The sequence below is a fragment of the Fundidesulfovibrio putealis DSM 16056 genome (assembly GCF_000429325.1).
GTDB lineage: Bacteria > Desulfobacterota > Desulfovibrionia > Desulfovibrionales > Desulfovibrionaceae > Fundidesulfovibrio > Fundidesulfovibrio putealis.
In genome coordinates, this window is record NZ_AUBQ01000004.1 from 128,166 (window position 1) to 147,971 (window position 19,806).

A 19,806-nucleotide genomic window follows, 5' to 3' on the forward strand; every position below is an offset into this window, starting at 1 on the left:
GGCTGTCTAGGGCATCATCTCCAGGACTTTACGCATGACGTCGAAGGCGTCGGCCACGTAGAGCACGTCCGCCTTGCCCTGGGCCCAGCCGCAGTTGGCGTCCAGGTTGATGGCGCGGCGCTCGCCGATGAAGCGCCAGCCCACGGTGTGGGGCTCCTCGCCGTGGCAGCAGGTGGCCAGGCCCTTGGCGTGGCGCGGGGTGGAGCCGGTCTGGCCGACCTGATGCATGTGCGTCAGGAAGGACATCACCTGCTGGCCCTCGCCCGAGAGGTCCACAAGGGACTTGGACGTGCCGAGCGATGCCTGCATTTTGCCCAGGAAGCCCAGGATGATCTGTTCGGCCTCAGTGAGATGAGGCACGCCATCAGCCTGCTTCTTGGTCCAGCCAGCGCCTGCCACGAAGAGAAGCGCCGCGTCGGGGCGGATGGTCTGCTCCTCTGCGGAGGGGCAGATCATGGAGGTCACCTCGGTGCGAACGCCTGCGGCGGGAAGCTCCGGGGTCACGCCAGTGACCTCTGCGCTCCCGGCAGCGCCTTCGTAGGGGGCCACACAGCCGGTGGAGAGGCTCAGACACCAGGGGCGCTCCTGGCGGGTCAATTCGGCGAACATGCGCTGGCGGTAGTACCAGCGGGTGGCCATGAGCTTGCCGTCCTGCACGCTGAGCGCGGTGACACCCGTGTCGGAGCGTCCGCCCAGGCGGGCGGCCACGCCGGGCAGCACGCGGCTCATGCGCGAGGTGGCCGCGCCGATGACGATGTTGGATCCGGCAGCGGTGCACAGGGCGGCCAGGGCGGCGGCGTCGGTGGCGTATCGGGCCGTGGCGTACTCGGCGCCGGAAACGCCGTAAAACGCGGCAGCGCCGCATCCGGCGACGGCGTCGGCGGCGGCCTTGACGTCAGCGCCCACCAGCCCCACGGCCAGTTCGGCGTTCAACTGTCCGGCCAGGGACTTCGCGGCGGCCAGGGCTTCCAGCGAAGCCTTGCCCAGCAAACCGTCGCATTCGGTCTGGGCGACGAAAAGAATCTTGTCCATAGAGTCCTCCGGCTTAACGGGAACGATCATTCCCGGATTGCCAGTCTATCGTGGTCTGGGGGCTAGGCTCCAAGCCAGTCGATGATTTCCTTGGCGATGACCTCGGACGGGGTGTCCTTCACGATGCGGGTCTCGCGCTTCTGGCTGGGAATCTCGACCTTCGCGTACTCAGGGCCGCCGTCAATCTTTACTGGCTTGGCCTTCTGGAGCGCGGGCATCACCAGGCGCATGTTCTGCATGCCCACCTGGGGGTTGTTGGGCGGCTCGGGCAGCTCGCCCGTGGCCCAGCCCAGCACCGCAGGGGGACCGGCAACCACGGATTCCTGGTAGCTGCCGCCTTCGACGCGCTCCAGAATCCGCATGGTTCCGTCGGCGCGGGCTTCAAGCTTGTCCACGCCCTGGAACTGGTCGAAGATGCCAAGCTTCTCGCCCACGATCTGCATGGTGGCGCCAGCGCCGCGAGAGGCCGACTGCCAGCCGCCGAACACCAGAAGTTTCGACTTGTCCAGGCCGGGGAGGGCCTCGATGGCTTCGGCCAGCGCGGTTCCCACTTCGTGGGCCTCCACGAAGCCGCCTGCGGGGCCATCCAGCACCACCAGCTCGAAGGGAACCTTCTGGGCGATGGTCATCATCACCTGCTGGAGCTTGGCCTTGGGGCCCATGCTCACCAGCCAGACCTTGCTGCCGGGTGCGGACTTGGCCAGGTTGGCGGCTTCAAAAAGGGCGTGACCGGCCCAGGGGTCCAGAATGGCGGGGAGCATCAGCTCGTTCTTGAGGCCCCACCCGGCCGGACCCTTCACGGGTTCCAGGGTCTGGAGCGGATCGGGCACGATGCCGCCGCAGACGACGATATGATAGCCTACGCTCATGTGTTCTCCTTGACGATTGGGATGGGAAGGGCCTCCGGCGGCCAGAGAGGGCGCTACCCTCTCTGGACTCTCCCGCCAAAGGAACTTCGTTCCTTTGGAATCCTCTATAGCTTCGCGTCGAAATTCGTTCGTATCATCCGGCACCCCCTACTGAGGGTCCAGGGGGATCATCCCCCTGGCGGGTCCAGGGCAGAGCCCGGGTGGGGTCCGGGGCGAAGCCCCGATTCTAGTTCTCGGCCGAATGCAGCCCGCCGGCACCAGCGCGGAATTCGACGTTGGTCTTTTCCGGGTCGGTGGGGTGCGGCTTGGAGCAGTTCCACAGGCACGCGCCGCAGTGCACGCACTTTTCCCGGTCGAACAGCGGCACGCCGTCGTCGGGGTTGGTGGTGATGGCCTGTCCGGAACACATCTCGATGCAGATCTTCTCGTTGCAGCGGCGGCAGGCGTCGGGATCGACGAAGACCACGTGGTCGGCGTAGCCGAAGGGGGCCTGCACCTTGCCGCCCAGGAGCAGGGCGTCCTGGTGGGAGATGAGCATTTCGCCGTCGTATTCAATCTTGGGCCAGCCGATGCGGTCCATGATGGCGTCGTGCAGCGATTCGCCCTTGGCCTGACACTCTTCGCGCAGGGCCTTGATCTCCTCGGCGGTCAGCTGGGGCGAGTAGGTCTCCTCGATGCTTGGGACTCGTTCGTGCGGGCGGCGGTGGTCGCCGGGCATGTTGAACTTTCCGTCGGTGTACCCGGCGATCGCCATGCCCAGAAGGCCCTGGATGAAGCCCTTGCCGAAGCCGTCGCGGGACTTCTCGGCGATTTTTGCCTCGGCCTCCAGGGTGGAGACGCGGCGTCGGGCCACGTAGGTGTCCTTGAGGTTCTGGCGGCTGAAGGGCTTCCCGGCCTTGATGAGCTCGAGAACGCCTTCGGCCAGCTGCACGCCGGACATCCAGGCCTCGTCCACGCCGGAGCCGGTGAGCACGTTGGTTGTGCCGGAGCCCTCGCCGATGCGGGCGTAACCGTCGCCAGCCAGCCAGGGCTCGCCGCGCCGTCCGGACTCAAGAAGCGACTTGGCCCCCCAGGAGCGCATCTTGCCGCCCTTGAGGTGCTTCCAGAGGTAGGGGTGGGTCAGCCAGTGCTGCATGTAGCGGTAGGCGCTGCGCACGGGCAGGTCCAGCCAGGAAGGTACGAAGATGCCGAGCGAGGCCACGCGGTCCGACAGCACGTACAGGAACCCGAAAATGTCCGGCTCGGGGTAGCCCAGGGTGTGCAGCACGAAGCCTTCGGGCAGGTCGCAGCTCTCGGGTAAGTCCACCACCATCTTCATGCCAAGCGCCCAGTCGCGCCGGTGATGCCCGTGGGGCATGCCCATGGCGTCGTCCAGGTCGCGCCCCACCGGGCCGACCGGGCCGTCGCCGATGACGGTCAGGGGGGCCTTGATGTCCATGCCGGGCATGAATCCGGCGTCGGGCTGGCCGGACTTGTCCACACCCTGGTCGCAAAGGCGCACGCCCACAACCTTGCCGCGCTCGGTCAGCACGGTGGACACGGGCATGCCGGGCCAGATCTGGGCCTGTCCCTCGGCCATGATCTGGGAGCCGACCCACTGGTTGAACTGGCCGATGGAAAAGACCAAGCCAGGTTCCTTGCGCAAAAACGGCGGAATGAAGGGCAGCTCGACGGCTTCGTCCTTCAGGAACTTGAGGCTTGGGCCGAAGGCGCGGATGAGCGAATCCTTCATGTCCAGGAGGTCCTGGCGGCGGCTGGCCCCGTGGGGGTCAAGCAGGTAGACCACCTTCTCGTGGGTGACTTCCGTGCACAGGGGCACCTGCGAGGGCTCGAAGCCGGGGAAGGATTCGCGGATGGCGCGGGCCTTGCTGACCACGCCGGACACGCCCGCGCCGATGTCGTCGGCGCGCTCGTAACAGATGATCTGGAGAGGCATGCCGGGCATGGCCGTGCTCTCGGCGACGGGGCTGCCGTCCTCGGAGGTCAGGCCGCGCGACAGGGTGGTGAGAAAACCGCCCATTGCCGGGCCGAATCCGACGCAGACGATGTCTACGTCCATGCTCTGGCGTTCGATGTCGGACATTAGCCTACCTCTCGAAAAAGTTCACGGAGCCCGAAAAGGCTGAAGTGATGCATGACGCAAAAATGCGGGGATTCCAACGGAAAAATCCCTCGCATGGCAAAGGCTTTCCTGGAGGCGTGCCGGGTGGGCGGTGGAAAACCGTGCGCCGTCAGTCGTAACAAATCGCCGGGGGCCATCCCCCGGCGACCGATAAAGCATATTCGACGAGTCCGAAGACCACTACATGGGGTAGTCGAGCGCCTCGGGGATCATCACCTGGGTCAGGGCGTAGCCCGCGCGGTCCTTGGCCAGGGCTGCTCCGGACAGGGAGCGGTCCAGTTGGGAACGCAGCTTGTCGAAGGCGGTAAGCTCGGCTTCGTCCTGGGGACCGAAACCGTTGACCATGGTGGCGCAGATGCGGGCGCATTCGCCAGCGGCGCGCGCGGCCTGCACCATGGACAGATCGCTCAAAAATCCCAGCGTCCCTTCGAGGCCCTCGGCCACGATGGGGTTCTCGGGGCCTTTTTCGGCCAACTCCAGAAGGTCCGCCACCTGGCAGCGCGACGCCATGATCCAGCACAGGGCGTCGGCCATGGGGAAGGTCACGTTCTGGCGGCGGTTGTGATAGAGGCGCGCGCCCGAGGGGTCCTTGGCGCGGTGCAGGAACTCAAGCGTCCAGAGCCACAGCTCCATCGCCTTGGCCACGATGCCCGCACCGGTCTCGGGCTTTTCCTGGGCCAGCAGGGTGAACTGGTCTATCCAGATGCGCAGCTTGGCCAGGAAGACCTCGTTGGTCATGGTGATGGACAGCTGGCGGCGCTGCACGGCCTCGGGGCCTTCGTAGGTGGCCTCCAGCTGGGTGTCGGCCCACTTGTGGAACAGGAAGCCGGGGCAGTCCTCGGTGATGCCGTAGCCGCCCATGAGGGCCAGTGATTCGCGCATGACCGTGGCGCCGTGTCCGGTGTTCCAGAGTTTGCAGGCCGGGCACAGGATGTTGGCAAGGGACTCCAGCAGCACGTAGCGCACCAGGGTGTCCTCGCCCAGTTCCTGGAAGCGGGCGGCGTCACGCTTGTCTTCGGGCATGGACTCAAGGGCCAGATATTCAATGGCCAGCTTCTCCACCTTGCGAAGAGCGGAGAGTTGCGACTTGGGACCGACCACGCCGCGTTCGGCCATGATCTTGTCCTTGGCCTTTTCGGTAGGGTCGAGCTGATCGAAGAGGCGCGCGGTCTCAAAACCAAGCGACGCTCCGGCCTCGCCGGTTGCCCAGATGTCGGCCAGGCGCAGCACCGCGTCGGGCTTCTGCTGGATGCCCAGGTCGTACTTGGGGGTTCCGGCCACGGCGTCGCCGCCGCGATAGCGCTGGCGCTGGTAGCGGATCACGGGCTCCACGGCGGAAAGGAGCTTGGCGGTGCTCATGAGGGCCACGGGCACGCGGGTGCGATGGAACACCGCGCCGATGATCTCGGAGTGGGTGTAGTTGGGGACGATGACGCCGTCCTTCACCGTGTAGCCGCCCACGATGCGGCTGGCCGGGACCTTCAGGTTGAAGACGGGGTCGCGCGTGGAGGACAGCTGGTGCACCATCTTGAGGGTGGGCGCGCCGCGATCGAACAGGCCTTCGTCGGTGTCCTCGACGATGACGATGCAGGAGGTCTTGATGCGCGGGTCGTCGGTGTCCACGGCGCAGGTGGCGAAGTTGGCGAAGTCCATGCCGGTGATGAAGCGACCGCGCTTGTCCACCTGGAGCATGGGCTCCTTGCCGTCTTCCCACTCGGCCACGCGGACCTTGCCCACCAGGGTGTTGGTCTCGACGCCCACGTAGGGCAGCGGCTCGGTGAGGGCGAAGGCCCCACGGAATATCTTGCGGTCCTCGCCGGGCTGGGGCGGGACGCAGTTGCTCATGTAGTAGTCGCGCTGTTCCTGGGTGCCGCGCTCGTGGATGGGAGCCAGGGCCAGGTTGGTGGCCAGGGAGCAGGTGGCCGCCCCTGCGTCCACCCAGGAGAGTTCGAAGGCAACCAGGGCCAGGGCCAGGTTTTTCGGGCCTTCGATAAAGCCGCCCTGGTGCGGTTCCATGAACAGGGCGGTCAAACCGGAAGTGTCGAACGCTTCGAGGAGCTGTGCCTTGTGGTCGGTCCACTCGTGAGTGTTGCGCGCTCCCTCGGCCACCAGGCGGGCCACCAGGGTGCGGGCCAGGGAACGGGCGGATTGCAGTGCCATCTGGATATCGTAGCGGTCGGCAAAGCGCCACATGATCTGGCGTACGTCATCGCCAGGAAGCGTGCGAAGAGTCTCCATGATTGTTCCTATCTCACCTTGTGTGTTGAGCAAGCCGACCGGACGCGGCTCGAAAAACCGACGAATTAAGCGATAGCCTTCGTCGCGTCAATGTTAAGGGCCGGACTTGAGAGGAGATTTTCCCCCTCTCCCATATCCCCTATCCCATGACCCTCTAGAAAGCCAGGGTCTCTCCTGTCAGGGCTGCGTATGCTTCCAGATACTTCTGCTGGGTCCGCAGGGCCACTTCGGCGGGCATGTTGGGCGCGGGAGGCTTCTTGTTGAAGCCGATGGATTCCAGCCAGTCGCGCACGTACTGCTTATCGAAGCTGGGCTGTCCCTGGCCGGGCGCGTAGCCCGAGGCGGGCCAGAAACGGGAGGAATCGGGCGTGAGCACCTCGTCGATGAGGATCAGCTCACCGTCGATGGTGCCGAATTCGAATTTGGTGTCAGCCACCAGGATGCCGCGCTCGGCCGCGTAGTCGCGGGCCTGGGAGTAGATGGCCAGGGCTGTGTCCTGCACTTTGTCGAACAGCTCCTGGCCGATCATGGCCTTGGCCTGGTCCAGGGTGATGTTCTCGTCATGCTGGCCAAGCTCCGCCTTGGTGGACGGGGTGAACAGGGGCTTCTCCAGCTTGTCGGACTCGCGCAGGCTGGCGGGCAGGGCGTGTCCGCAGACCGTGCCGGTGGCTTTGTAGTCTTTCCAGCCGGAGCCGGTGATGTAGCCGCGCACGATGCACTCGATGGGCAGGGGCTTGGCTTTGCGCACCAGCACGGCGCGGCCTTCCAGCATGTCCGCGTGAGCCTTCAGGGGCGCGGGGAAGTCGGCGGGCTCAGTGGCCAATAGGTGGTTCTTCAACAGATGCTTGAACTTTTCCATCCAGAAGATGGTGATCTTGTTGAGGATCACGCCTTTGAACGGAACAGGGTCCGGCAGGATGACGTCGAAAGCGGAGAGTCGGTCCGTGGTGACGATCAGCAGGGTGTCGTCCGAGACCTGATAGATATCGCGCACCTTGCCGCGCGAGAGCAGCGGGTACTCGGTGATGTTGGTGGTGTTGACCACTTGCATGTCGGGAACTCCTCCGGGAAATTAAACGTTGCGGCACTCCACGGACCGGGCGTGGGCTTCGAGCCCCTCCAGGCGCGCGAGTCTCGCGATCTTGGCCCCGTGCCTGCGCGCATAGGCCGGGGGCGCGGCGATGAGGCTCGACTTCTTGGTGAAGGTCTCCACGGACAAGGCCGAGGAGAAGCGGGCGTTGCCCATGGTGGGCAGCACGTGGTTGGGGCCTGCGAAGTAGTCGCCCACGGGTTCGGGACAGCCGCAGCCCAGGAATATAGCGCCCGCGTGGCGAATCTCGCCGAGCACGCTCCAGCCGTCGGCTATGGCCAGCTCCAGGTGCTCCGGGGCCAGCAGGTTAACGAGCTCGATGCCTTCCTTGAGCCCAGGCACGACCACCACGGCGCCCCAGTCGGCCAGGGCCTTGCGGGCGATCTCGCTGCGAGGCAGGCGCTCCAGCTGTTCGGCCAGCTCCTTGAGCGTGGCCTGGGCAACCTCCGGGCTGTCCGTCACCAGGATGGACGCGGCCTGCGGGTCGTGCTCGGCCTGGGACAACAGGTCCGCCGCCAGCCACGCGGGCGGGGCGGTCTGGTCCGCCAGGATGACGATCTCGCTGGGGCCGGCGATCATGTCGATGCCCACCTGGCCCACCAGCAGCCGCTTGGCCGTGGTGACGAATATGTTGCCGGGACCGGCCAGCACGTCCACCGGGGCGATGGTCCCGGTTCCGTAGGCCAGGGCGGCGATGGCCCAGGCGCTGCCGGTGCGGTAGATTTCCGTGATGCCCAGAAGCGAGGCCGCCGCCAGGATGTAGGGGTTCAGCGAACCGTCCTTGCGGGGCGGGGACACCGCCGCGATGCGTTCCACCCCGGCCACCTGGGCGGGGATGGCGTTCATGAGCAGCGAGGATATGAGCGGCGTTTCACCGCCCTGGCCTCCGGGCACATACAGGCCAACGGAGTCCACCGGGCGAACCATCTGGCCCAGGATCGTGCCGTCCTCGCGGGTGGTCCACCAGGACTTCTGCTTCTGGGATTCGTGAAAAGAGCGAATATTGTCGGCGGCTTCACGCAAGATGTCCATGTCCGAGGCGATGACCTGCCCGCGCGCGGCGGCGATCTCCTCGGGCGTCACGCGCAGCATGGAGGCAGTAAAGCCGGGGCAGTCGAAACGGCGGGTGAAGTCCACCAGGGCTTCGTCGCCCTGGGCGTGCACATAGGCCAGGATTTCGCGCACGCGCGTTTCCACGGCCTGGTCGGGATTCTCCCGGCCCTTGAGTTTGAGGTGAAGGGGGGCGAAATCTTCGGGACGCTGGTATGTGATCTGTGGGCAGGGCATTTGGACTCCGAGTGGCGTCGTTGGCGGGTTTGATAGATGAAGAAGGGGGTGTTTGTCGAGTGCCGGGGTGGTATGTTAGCGGAAACAACGTTTTCGAATTTGAAGAATATTCGCCGTGCGAAGCAGAGCAACCAGAGGAACAATGAACCAGACCGCCCTCGCGCCCCCCGACCCAGTGGTCCATCGCGCCGTATCCAAGACGTCCTGGCGGCTTTTGCCGTTTTTATTCATTCTGTACATCATCGCCTACCTGGACCGCATCAACGTGAGCTTCGCCGCGCTCACCATGAACCAGGACCTGGGGCTTGACCAGACCGCCTACGGTTTTGGAGCGGGCATATTCTTCCTGGGCTACGTGCTCTTCGAGGTGCCCAGCAACCTGATCCTCTCGCGCGTCGGCCCCAGGCGCTGGATCGCGCGCATCATGGTCAGCTGGGGGCTGGTGACCATGGCCCTGGCCTTCTCGCAGGGCCACAAGAGTTTCGTCGTGCTGCGGTTCCTGCTCGGCGCTGCCGAGGCCGGATTCTTTCCAGGAATCATCCTATACCTTACATACTGGTTTCCACTCTCCTATCGGGCCAGGGCCGTGGCCCTGTTCATGACCGCCACTCCCATCGCCGGGCTGGTGGGCAGCCCCGTGTCCGGCTGGATCATGCAGATGCACGGGATGCTCGGCCACGCGGGCTGGCAGTGGCTGTTCCTGCTGGAAGGGCTTCCGGCGGTGCTTCTTGGAGTATTCGTCTTCTTCCGGCTACCCGACGGCCCGGAACATGCCCGGTGGCTAACCGGCGATGAAAAATCCGCCCTGGAGGAAGTTCTGGCGAGCGAACGCCAGGACGTCGCGGCGCGCCACCTCTCAGGACTGCGACAGGGGCTGGCCAGCCCCACTGTGTGGCTTCTGGGCTTCGTGTATTTCGCGTCCGTGCTGGCCATGTACGGACTGGTGATGTGGCTGCCGCAAATAGTCTCCGGCGTCACCGGCGGCGGGACGCTCTCGGTGGGCCTGTACGTGATGATCGCCTATTTTTTCGCCGCCGCCGGGATGGTGGTCATCGGGGCCAGCTCGGACCGGTTTTGCGAGCGCCGCTGGCACATGCTCGGCTCCATGGGGCTGTGCATGGCCGGGATGCTGGTGCTTTGCCTGTCCAACGGGCTTGCGGGCATCCTGACTGGAGCCAGCCTCGCGGCCATGGGCATCTGGGGGATACTGGGGCCGTTCTGGGGGCTTGCCACCGGCTATCTGACCGGCACGGCGGCTGCGGCTGGCATCGCGCTCATCAACTCGCTGGGCAACGTGGGCGGGTTTGCCGGGCCGTACCTCATGGGCTGGGTGAAGGCCAACACCGGGAACTTTTCCGAGGGGTTCGCCTATCTGGCAGGACTCATGGTGCTGGGGTGCGTGCCGCTGTTCATTCTGCGCAGGGGGCCTGACAAGGGCTGAACGCTCACGACCACATGACAATACAAGAGAGCCGGGGAGGACGTCGTCCTCCCCGGCTCTCGTAGTTTCCAGAAGCGTAGCGCCGCTGCAGCGTTACTTGCCGTCTTTTTCCAGGGCGATCAGGTCTTCGTAGGTCTCGCGGCGCCTGGCCAGGGTGACTTCTTTGCCGTCCACCAGCACCTCGGCCGCGCGGGGGCGGGAGTTGTAGTTGGAGGACATGGTGAACCCGTAGGCTCCGGCGGAGAATACGGCCAGCAGCTCGCCGGGCTCGACGGCGGGGATGTCCCGGTCGCGCGCCAGGAAGTCGCCGGACTCGCAAATGGGGCCGACCACGTCCACGTTCAGCTCGGGGCGTCCCTTGGGGGTAACCTCGCGGATGGCGTGGAACGATCCGTAGAGCGAGGGGCGCACCAGATCGTTCATGGCGGCGTCCACGATGATGAAGTCCTTGGAGGGGGTCTTCTTGGTGTAGACAACCTCGGTGAGCAGGATGCCGGAGTTGCCCGCGATGACCCGGCCCGGCTCCAGGATGAGCGTCATGGGGTGGTCCTTCAGTACGTTGGTCAGGGCCTTGCCGAACTCTGCCGGGTGGGGCGGCTCTTCCTCGTTGTAGGTGATGCCCAGGCCTCCGCCCAGATCCAGGAACTCGATGCGAAGGCCCATGCCCTTCAGGCGGTCATAGAAGCGGATGATGCGGTCCAGGGCTTCCATGAAGGGTTCCAGGGTGGTCAGCTGCGAACCGATGTGGCAGTCGATGCCGATGGGCTCGATGTTGGGCAGGGCCATGGCGCGCGAATAGGCGGCCATGGACTGCTCGATGTCCAGGCCGAACTTGTTCTTTTTCAGGCCCGTGGAGATGTAGGGGTGGGTCTTGGGGTCCACGTCGGGGTTGATGCGAAGGCTTATGCGTGCGGTCTTGCCCATGTCCGAGGCCACGGCGGAGAGGCGTTCCAGCTCGCCCATGGACTCCACGTTGAACATGAGGATGTCGGCGGCCAGGGCCTGGCGCATCTCGTCCGCGCGCTTGCCCACGCCCGAGTACACGATCTTGGATGCCGGAACTCCGGCGGCCAGGGCGCGGTGCAGCTCGCCACCGGAGACGATGTCCATGCCTGCGCCGCACTCCTTGAGAAGCTTCAAAAGGCTCAGGTTGGAGTTGGCCTTCACCGAGTAGCAGGTGAGGTGGGGCAGGCCGTCGAAGGCGGAGTCGAACGCCTGGAAATGGCGGCGCAGGGTGGCCGCAGAATAGACGTAGAGGGGCGTGCCGTACTGCTTGGCCAGTTCCTGGGCGCTGACGCCCTCGGCGTGGAGTTGACCGTCCTTGTACTCGAAGAAATGCATGAGCTAGTCTCCTTGCGTATTCGTGTCCCCACTCCACTTGGCCTTCCAGTCGCCCAGGATGTTCAGGGCTTCAAGCGGGGTGATTGCGTCCAGTTTGAGGTTTTTGATCTCCGAAATCAGCGGATGCTCGGGCGCTGCGGCCTCCTGCCCGGGCTTTTGCGATCCGGGCAGTCCCGGTAAGAGCGTCTGGCACGAGGGCGGCGGAGCCGGAGCAAAATTTTTGGCGTCGCGCGCTTTCTTCTCAAGCCCGGCCAGCACGTCCTTGGCCCGCTGCACTACGCGGCCCGGCACTCCGGCCAGGCGGGCCACCTCGATGCCGTAACTGCGGTCGGACGGCCCAGGCACCAGGCGGCGCAGAAAAATGATGTCGCCTCGCCACTCTTTGACCGCAATATTGACGTTTCGCAAGCCCGGCAGCTTGCCTTCCAGTTGGGTCAGCTCGTGGTAGTGGGTGGCGAAAAGGGTGCGGATGCCGCCCTGGTCCTTGGAATCGGCTTTGCGCCCGCGTCCGCACAGGTCTTCCACAACGGCCCAGGCCAGGGCCAGGCCGTCGAAGGTTGAGGTGCCGCGCCCGATCTCGTCCAGAATGACAAGGCTCTTGCGCGTGGCCTGACGCAGGATGCGCGCGGTCTCCATCATCTCCACCATGAAAGTGGACTGGCCCTGCGAGAGATTGTCCGAGGCCCCCACGCGCGAGAAAATCCGGTCCGTCAGGCCGATTTCGGCCTTGGCTGCCGGAACGTAGGAGCCGATCTGGGCCAGAAGCGCCACGATGGCCACCTGCCGGAGCACCGTGGACTTGCCCGCCATGTTGGGGCCGGTGATGAGCAGCAGGCGGGTGTCGCCCTGGAGGTGCAGGTCGCTGGGGATGTAGTTGGCCGGGCCTTGCACGGCCTCCACGGCGGGATGTCGGCCTGCCTGGATGGTGATGTCCAGGCCCTGGTGCAAGCTCGGGCGGGTCCATTCCCAGCGGCGGGCCGCGTCGGCCAGGGCCTGCCAGTAGTCCAGGGAGGCCAGGGTGGCGGACTGGCTTTTGAAACGCTGCTGGGCCTTGGCCACGGTCTCGCGCAGTTCGCCGAAGAGCTTGTATTCCAGGTTCTTGCGGCGTTCGCTGGCGGAGAGGAGCCGGTCCTCCAGGTCCTTCAGGGCCGGGGTGATGTAGCGCTCGGCGTTGGCCAGTGTCTGGCGGCGCTCGAAGTGCTCGGGAGCCTGCCCCGAGGCGCGCGTCAGCTCGAAATAGTACCCGAACACCCGGTTGTAGCCGAGTTTCAGCTTGGGCAGGGCGTTGGCCTGCTGCTCATGCTCCAGGAGCTCCTTGAGCTTGCCTTCTCCGTGCTCGGTCAGTTCCATCAGCTCGTCCAGGCGCGGGTCATACCCGGCCCGGAACAGGCCCCCCTCGGTGATGACCGCAGGCGGCGTGTCGGCCAGGGCGGATTCCAGCAAGGCGTGGATATCCTCCAGGCTGTCCCATTTTTCCAGGGGGCCGGCCAGGGCCTTGGGCTTTTCCACGCTGAACCCGCCGCCGTCCAGGCCATCGCTGGTCAGCAGGTCGAAGATTTTGGGCATGGCCGAGAGGCTGTGGCGAAGCGCCAGAAAATCCTTGGGCGTGGCCCGGCCCAGGAAAATGCGCGTGGACAGGCGCTCCAGGTCGTACACGTCGTCCAGGGCACGGCGCACGCTTTCGCGCAGTTGGTCTTCCTTGAAGAAGAAGCGCACGGCCTCCTGGTTGGACAGGATGGGTTCCATGTCCACCCAGGGCTGGCGCAGTCGGGTCTCCAACAGGCGTCCGCCCATGGGGGTGGCGGTGCGGTCCAGCACGTGCCAGAGCGTGCCTGGGCCTTTGCGCCCGTCTAGGCGGCGGAAGATCTCCAGGTTGCGTTCCGTGACCTCGTCTATCAGCAGATGGCGGCTCAGGTTCACCGGCCTGAAAGAGGACAGATGGCCGAGCTCCTGCTTCTGGGTCTGGGCCAGATAGGAGAGGATGGCCCCCATGGCCCGCACCAGCTGGGGCTTGTCGGAAACGTCCAAGGTGTCCAGGCTGGCCACGTTCTGGGCCTTCAGGATGCGCTCGGTGGAGGAGGGCAGATCGAAGTGCGGCTTGTGGGGAAAGTTGGTGATCTGGATGCCCAGTTCCGGCACGTGACGCGGCGGGGCCTTCATGTCCGGCAGCAGGAGTTCCTTGGGGTGGAGCTTCTCCACCCACTGCCACAGCTGGGCCTCCTCGCGCGAATAGAGGCCCTGCCACTCGCCGGTGGAGAATTCGATCCAGGCCAGACCGCCCGCGCGTTCCTCCGGTTCCCAGAACATGGCGGCGAGGTAGTTGTTTTCCTTGGCCTGAAGGTTGATGTCCTCGACCACGGTGCCGGGGGTGAGCACCCGCGTGACCTCGCGCTTCACCAGCCCCTTGGCGAGTTTGGGGTCCTCAACCTGATCGCAGATGGCGACCTTGTAGCCCTTGTCCAAGAGCTGGCTGACGTAGGCGGGCAGGGCGTGGTGCGGCACGCCGCACATGGGAACGGGGTTGTCGGAGTTCTTGTCGCGCGACGTCAGCGCGATCTGGAGTTCACGCGCGCAGACTTCGGCATCCTCGAAGAACATCTCGTAGAAGTCGCCCATACGGTACATGAGCAGGCAATCAGGGTATTCTCCCTTGATCGACAGGTACTGCTCCAGCATGGGGGTGAGCCTGACTGTGCTCATGGCGTGAAGGGACTTCTTTTTACGATTTTGTTAATATCTGTCCTGGCTGGCATTGCGATACCTTGCACAGACATTTTCGTGGCGTCAATAGAGAAAAACGGCCGGACGCGCCGTGGCGTCCGGCCGGGAAATGACAAGGGCTCACAGACGCCTGACAGCATCCGGTGATGCGCAGGTCCAGCCGCAGCCGCGAACGCCCCGGGAGAGGCGTCCGCAAGCTGGCCTGCTGGCAGGGCGAGCCTGCCCGCAGCGTCGGAGAAACTAGGCCTTGGGCTCTTCCTTGGCCTCGGGCTCAGTCTTGGGCGCAAAGACCGGAGCCGGCGCGGGGGAGGCAACGCTCGACTTGGCCTTCAGGGCGTCAACTTCGGACTGGAGGCTCTGGGCCTTCGACTGGGCTTCGCGGCAGATGGATCCGACGCGGATGCGGTCGATCACGAAGAAGATCGTGCTGAACAACGCGCCAAGCACGAAGAAGACCAGCACCACCAGGTAGAACGGCAGCGGCTGTGCCTGCCAGTTCAGGGTGAACAGGTTGAACTTCAGCTCCAGAGCCGCAGACAGCTGGGCCTGGTTCTGGACGAAGAAGATCATGAAAACCAGGAAGAACAGCACCAGCAGGACGAACTTGATGAAACGCATAACCGCCTCCCTCATCAGATGTTGCAAAACGGGGCCGCGCCGTCGAAGCGCGGTTTGATCCTGTCGTATGTGTCGAGCAGAAGCTCGGGGATCACGTGTGTCTGGCCGAAGACGGCCATGAACGAATTGTCGCCGTTCCAGCGCGGCACCAGCTGGAAGTGCAGGTGCGCCGCGATGCCCGATCCGGCGGCCTCGCCCAGGTTCAGGCCGATGTTCACGCCGTGGGGCCTGAACGCGTCCTTCATGACGGCGGTTGCCGCCTGCATGGCAGCCATCATCTCAGTGGATTCCTCCGGGGAGAGGTCCGTCAGGCAACTGGTGTGGCGGTACGGGCAGATCATGAGGTGCCCGCTGTTGTAGGGGAACTTGTTCATGATCACGTAGCAGTGCCGGGCGCGCGCCAGGACCAGGCGCTCGCGGTCCTCGCCGGTGTGTTCCGGGATGCAGAACACGCAGGCGTCCGGCTTGGGGCCGAGGATGTAGTTCATCCGCCAGGGAGCCCAGAGCACGTCCATCAGCGCGTCACCAGGGAAGAGGCCAGGGCGAAAGCCTGATCAGCGTCCGAAGCGGCGTGGACGCCCTCGATGCCGGACCAGCGGCCAACGGCCACCACGGGGATGCCGGACTTGAGCGCGAGGCCTATCTCGGAAAGGGTGCCCGCGCCGCCCTCGATGGCCACGGCCACGTCGGCGTTCTTGACCACCAGGAAATTTCGCATGTGCCCAAGCCCCGTGAGGACGGGAACGTCAACGAATTCGTTGGCCTGGGCGAAGTCCAGGCCGGGGAGGATGCCGATGGTCAAACCGCCTTCGGCCTTGGCTCCCTTGCATGCGGCCCGCTGCACGCCAAAACGCCCTCCGCAGACCAGATCGAATCCGCTTCGGGCAATGAGTGTACCGAGCCGTTCAGCCACGGCTTCGGTCTCCGGGCCGCACGTACCCGCGCCAATAATGGCGATGCGTTTTTTCATCCTTACTTTCCACCCGCTTGGATTGACCTTCCTACACTTTTGCGGGCGCGAGGGCAAGCCGGAGAGCCGCTTCTGCGGGGCTTGAATGCACGGCTTCTTCAGGGCATGGAGGAGCCATGTTTGAATTCGTGCCCAAGGATTTCCCCGCCGACCCCGGCGTGTACCTGATGAAGAACACGCAGGGAAAGGTTCTGTACGTTGGAAAGGCCGTGAACCTGCGCTCGCGCCTGTCGTCGTATTTTCGCGGCGAGTTGGCCCACCCCAAGACGCGCGCGCTGGTGGCGCGCATCGCGGGCGTGGACATCCTGGTGACGGCCACGGAGAAAGAGGCCCTGCTTCTGGAAGCGAGCCTCATCAAAAAGCACCGCCCGCACTACAACATCGTGCTGCGCGACGACAAAAGCCACATCCTCTTCAAACTGGACAAGACCCACGATTTCCCGAAAATCGCCTTCACCCGCAAGGTGGTGCGCGACGGCTCCACCTATTTCGGCCCGTTCACCTCGTCCCAGGCCGCCCGCAAGACCTGGAAGGAGCTGAACAAGCTCTTTCCCCTGCGCAAGTGCCGCGACGCCTCCTTCCGAAACCGCGTGCGCCCCTGCCTGTATCATTTCATCGGCCAGTGCCTGGCCCCCTGCGTGGGGAACGTGAGCCGGGACGAATATGCCGTGCTGGTCAAGCGTGTGGAGGCGTTCCTGTCCGGACGCTCAGCCGACGTGCTGAGGCGCGTAGAGCGCGAGATGCTCGACGCTTCCGACGCACTCCTGTTCGAGCGGGCCGCCGAGCTGCGCGATCTGCTCTCGGCCATGCGCGCGACAATCGAGGGACAGGCCGCCGTGCTGCCCAACCACCCGGACCTGGACGCAGTGTCAGCCTTCGCGGCGGGCGGTGGCATGGGACTGAGCGTGCTGTTCGTGCGCCAGGGCAGGCTTCTTGACCGCAAAAACTATTTCTGGCCCGACTTTTCCGAGGATGAGCTTCCCGAGGCCATGCCGAGTTTTCTGGCCCAGTATTACCGGCCGGAGAGCTTCGTGCCGGGACGCCTGCTCCTCTCCAAACGCCTGATGGCCGCCCTGGGTGAGAACGGCGCGTCCATGACGGAAGAGGTTCTGGCCGAGAGGCGCGGGGGCAGGGTGGCGATCCGGGGGCCGAAGTCTCCCGAAGAGGAGCAGCTTCTGGAGATCGCCTCGGCCAACGCGGCCCGAGCCGTGGCCGAGGCTCAGGAGAAAGGGTCGGAGGAGTCCATCCCGTCGCTCTTGGGCAGAAAGCTCCAGGTGGGGCGCGAGATCACGCGCATCGAGGCCGTGGACGTGTCGCACCTGGGCGGCAAGGGCATGCGCGTGGGCATGGTGGTGTACGATGACGGCCGTTTCGCCAAGGAGGACTACCGCCAGTACGCTTTCCCGGAGCTTGAGGGCACGGGCGACGACTACGCCGCCCTGGCCCGCTGGGCCGAAAAACGCATCGACTCGGGCGAGCCCTGGCCGGATCTGGTGCTCATCGACGGCGGCAAGGGGCAGCTGGCCACGGTGGAGCGCACGCTGGCCCAGGCCGGGCTGCCCAACCTGTGGGAGCTCGCCTCCATCGCCAAGGCCGGACACACCAAAAGCGACATGGAGGAGCGCGTCTTCCGGCCAGGCCGCAAGAACCCTCTGCCGCTTCGGCCAGGCAGCAAGGAGCTGCTCTTCCTGCAGAAGCTGCGTGACGAGGTGCACCGCTTCGTCATCGGCAGGCAGCGCCAGGCCAGGAAGAAGACCGGGATGAAAAGCGAGATCATGTCCATCCCTGGAGTCGGTCCCAAGACGGCCAAGCTTCTCTGGGACAGGTTCGCGACGCTGGATGGCATCCGGGCTGCCACAATAGAGGACTTGCAGGCCGTACCGGGGTTTGGCCCAACCAAGGCGAGGACAGTTCATCACGCGCTTCATTCGGATGGGGCGCATTGATTTTTCGGGAAAAAGCCTGTATCCGCGCTTCGTCACGCCACGCCAAGGAGTCCCCATGCCCCGCTTCGAGCGGCTGCGCGAGCTTGTGTCCGGCCTTGATCCCGAACACGTCTACCGCACCATTTACGACGAGAATCTCTGCCCGGTCATCAATGGGACCGAACCGCTGGATCCCCAGGGCCTCGACGATTTCCGCAAAGTGGATTTCTCGGGCAAGAACGTGGTGGACCTGGGGTGCAACTTCGGCTTTTTCGCCTTCGAGGCCAGACGCCTCGGGGCGGCCAGCGTCCTGGCCGTGGACCGGGCCGAGAAGGTGCTGGAGGGCGCGTGCATGCTCAAGAGCATCTTCGACATGGACGGCGTGGACTTTCTTGCCTGCGACATCGAGACCCCCGACAACTGCCTCGCCGGGCGCACCTTCGACATCGCCATGCTGGTGGAATTCATCGGCAAGACTTTCGTGCGCCAAGGCTTCATCCCCGCGACCCTGACCTTCCTGGAGCAGCTCTCACGCAAGGAACTCGTGGTTTCGGTGCAGAAGACCTACATGATCCGCAAAGAACTCGGCTCCACCGTGGAAGAGATGCGCCGCCACTATCCGGAAGCCTACCTTCAGGGGGGCGACGTGCTGGTGCTGGATTACGTGCGCGATTTCTTCAAGGACCGCTGGAACATCGAAATGTTGTCAGACCTTTGCGATGGCTACGAGAAACCTCGAAAATTTTTGCGGATGTATAGATAAATCCGCTTCCGGGCTTCCTCTTCCTGGCGCGATGAGGTACTGTTGTGCCTGATCGCTCATTTGAAGGAGGTCCGTATGTTTGCAATCCGTGCGGTCGTCGCCCTTCTTCCGCTCGTCCTCATCCTGCTTGTGTTGCTGTCGGGACCGGCTTTGCCGTAACGTTTCACACAGAACATATACGGAAAACCGGCTCCGGTTCAGGAGCAGATGCAGAATGGCGAGAGAGACAATCCGTGAAGGAATCCTCTCGGCAGGTGAGAAAATAGGCGCGCTCCGGCTGTCCAACTGAAGCACGCCCGTGAATGTCGCGTTGCCGCCCTGCAGCGGCGGGATGGAGCTTTTTTGTTTCAAACGCGGTCAGAACGTCCGACCATCACTCCTCTCTATTACCCTGCAATAATCCCCGTTCGTTCCGATCCCAGCGATCCATCAGGGCCGTGCCGACCCATACTTGCCTGTGGCGGCAGCTGGCCGCTTCCCGCTGAACCGGCAAGTGCGATCCAAGCTCTGTCCTGATGCGGCTCTGTCCTGAATGCTCAGACGCCCCGAACACATTCCTGTCTTCCGTTCAGGCACTTCAGGGATTGCTTCGGCGGCAAGGCAAACCCGGCCTCAGTCGCAGCCGCAATCCTCGCTGAAGATGTTTCTCTCCAGGGTGATGCTCTGTCCGGGCTCGCAGTGCACCAGGGTGGTCTCCACCCCCAGATCGTCAAGCGCCAGTCCGAAGGCGCGCGTGTTCTTCTCCAGCACCGGGAAGGTCCCCCAGTGCATGGGCAGCACGCGCTTGCAGCGCAAAAGCTTGCAGGCCACCGCCCCCTGGCGCGCGTCCATGGTGAAGGTTCCGCCCACGGGCAACAGCGCCATGTCGATGGGGAAGAGCTTCCCGTAAATCTCCATGGTGGCGAAGATGGCCGTATCGCCCGCGTGGTAGAGCGTGTATCCGTCCCCCAAAGTCAGCACGTAGCCCACAGGCAGGCCGGATTCGCTGGAGTGCACGGCCTGGACCATGGTGGCCTTGACGCTGCCGAGCATGATGCTGCCGCCGATGTTGATGCCGATGCCGTTCACCACCTGGCTTTGCGGCAGCCCCTGGCTCACCAGCTTGGTGCAGGTCTCCACGATGGCCAGAAGCTTGGCCCCGGTGGCCTTGCAGATGTCCAGGGCCTGCCCGATGTGGTCGCCGTGGTCGTGGGTGACCAGCACGTAATCAACCGATGTCAGGTCCTTGGAGGCCAGGGCGGCGGAGGGGTTGCCGTCGAAGAAGGGGTCTATGAGGATCGTCAGGCCGTCGGTGCGCAGTGTGAAGTTGGAATGGCCGTTCCAGGTGAGTTCGTGGCGCATGGAGGTTCTCCTCTCGGGATTCTTGAAGTCTTGTGCAACGCGGTTCTC

The 19,806-nt window shown here is 64.5% G+C and carries 15 protein-coding genes; 3 read left to right on the forward strand and 12 right to left on the reverse strand.

What is annotated here, in order from left to right; translation table 11 throughout:
* Positions 1–6: 6 nt before the first annotated feature.
* The 6 genes from G453_RS0103530 to hisD all read right to left on the reverse strand — a co-directional run bounded on the left by G453_RS0103530 (position 7) and on the right by hisD (position 8,638).
* A complete protein-coding gene (locus G453_RS0103530; protein WP_027189929.1) occupies positions 7–1,032 on the reverse strand; it encodes an electron transfer flavoprotein subunit alpha/FixB family protein in 1,026 nt (341 codons plus the stop codon).
* A gap of 62 nt (positions 1,033–1,094) precedes the next feature.
* Positions 1,095–1,901 (reverse strand): electron transfer flavoprotein subunit beta/FixA family protein, encoded by an 807-nt coding sequence (locus G453_RS0103535; protein WP_027189930.1) that lies wholly within the window; start codon positions 1,899–1,901, stop codon positions 1,095–1,097.
* A gap of 226 nt (positions 1,902–2,127) precedes the next feature.
* Positions 2,128–3,984, reverse strand: a complete 1,857-nt coding sequence (locus G453_RS0103540; RefSeq protein ID WP_027189931.1) for a 4Fe-4S ferredoxin — start codon at positions 3,982–3,984, stop codon at positions 2,128–2,130.
* A gap of 219 nt (positions 3,985–4,203) precedes the next feature.
* Positions 4,204–6,261 (reverse strand): acyl-CoA dehydrogenase family protein, encoded by a 2,058-nt coding sequence (locus tag G453_RS0103545; RefSeq protein ID WP_027189932.1) that lies wholly within the window; start codon positions 6,259–6,261, stop codon positions 4,204–4,206.
* 154 nt (positions 6,262–6,415) lie between these two features.
* Positions 6,416–7,312, reverse strand: coding sequence for a phosphoribosylaminoimidazolesuccinocarboxamide synthase (locus tag G453_RS0103550; RefSeq protein ID WP_027189933.1), 897 nt, complete (start codon positions 7,310–7,312; stop codon positions 6,416–6,418).
* A gap of 21 nt (positions 7,313–7,333) precedes the next feature.
* A complete protein-coding gene (hisD, locus tag G453_RS0103555; protein ID WP_027189934.1) occupies positions 7,334–8,638 on the reverse strand; it encodes a histidinol dehydrogenase in 1,305 nt (434 codons plus the stop codon).
* Between the two features lie 142 nt (positions 8,639–8,780).
* Between hisD and G453_RS22175 the strand changes: the two genes are divergently transcribed.
* Positions 8,781–10,079, forward strand: coding sequence for an MFS transporter (locus G453_RS22175; protein ID WP_043644320.1), 1,299 nt, complete (start codon positions 8,781–8,783; stop codon positions 10,077–10,079).
* 93 nt (positions 10,080–10,172) lie between these two features.
* On the opposite strand, the gene lysA is transcribed toward G453_RS22175, so the two are convergent.
* From lysA to G453_RS0103585, 5 genes are all read right to left on the reverse strand, one after another.
* Positions 10,173–11,420, reverse strand: coding sequence for a diaminopimelate decarboxylase (gene lysA / locus G453_RS0103565; RefSeq protein WP_027189935.1), 1,248 nt, complete (start codon positions 11,418–11,420; stop codon positions 10,173–10,175).
* Positions 11,421–11,423: 3 nt separating this feature from the next.
* Positions 11,424–14,120 (reverse strand): DNA mismatch repair protein MutS, encoded by a 2,697-nt coding sequence (gene mutS / locus G453_RS0103570; RefSeq protein ID WP_043644324.1) that lies wholly within the window; start codon positions 14,118–14,120, stop codon positions 11,424–11,426.
* Positions 14,121–14,381: 261 nt separating this feature from the next.
* Positions 14,382–14,759: a lipopolysaccharide assembly protein LapA domain-containing protein gene (locus tag G453_RS0103575; RefSeq protein WP_027189937.1), complete on the reverse strand. Its 378-nt coding sequence runs from the start codon at positions 14,757–14,759 to the stop codon at positions 14,382–14,384.
* A 14-nt stretch (positions 14,760–14,773) separates the two neighbouring features.
* The gene (locus G453_RS0103580) at positions 14,774–15,274 is read right to left on the reverse strand and encodes an HIT family protein (RefSeq protein WP_027189938.1); all 501 of its coding nucleotides are present in this window, start codon (positions 15,272–15,274) and stop codon (positions 14,774–14,776) included.
* Positions 15,274–15,729: a TIGR00725 family protein gene (locus G453_RS0103585; protein ID WP_027189939.1), complete on the reverse strand. Its 456-nt coding sequence runs from the start codon at positions 15,727–15,729 to the stop codon at positions 15,274–15,276. The genes G453_RS0103580 and G453_RS0103585 overlap by 1 nt, the downstream gene beginning before the upstream one ends.
* A 116-nt stretch (positions 15,730–15,845) precedes the next feature.
* Here G453_RS0103585 and uvrC point away from each other — a divergent pair, with 116 nt between their 5' ends.
* Complete coding sequence (uvrC, locus tag G453_RS22180) at positions 15,846–17,675, forward strand: excinuclease ABC subunit UvrC (protein WP_043644327.1); 1,830 nt, start codon at positions 15,846–15,848, stop codon at positions 17,673–17,675.
* A gap of 55 nt (positions 17,676–17,730) precedes the next feature.
* On the forward strand, positions 17,731–18,417 hold the full coding sequence (locus G453_RS0103595) for a methyltransferase domain-containing protein (RefSeq protein ID WP_043644329.1): 687 nt from the start codon (positions 17,731–17,733) through the stop codon (positions 18,415–18,417).
* Positions 18,418–19,029: 612 nt separating this feature from the next.
* Here G453_RS0103595 and G453_RS0103605 read toward each other — a convergent pair.
* Positions 19,030–19,758, reverse strand: coding sequence for a metal-dependent hydrolase (locus tag G453_RS0103605; protein WP_027189941.1), 729 nt, complete (start codon positions 19,756–19,758; stop codon positions 19,030–19,032).
* Positions 19,759–19,806 lie beyond the last annotated feature (48 nt).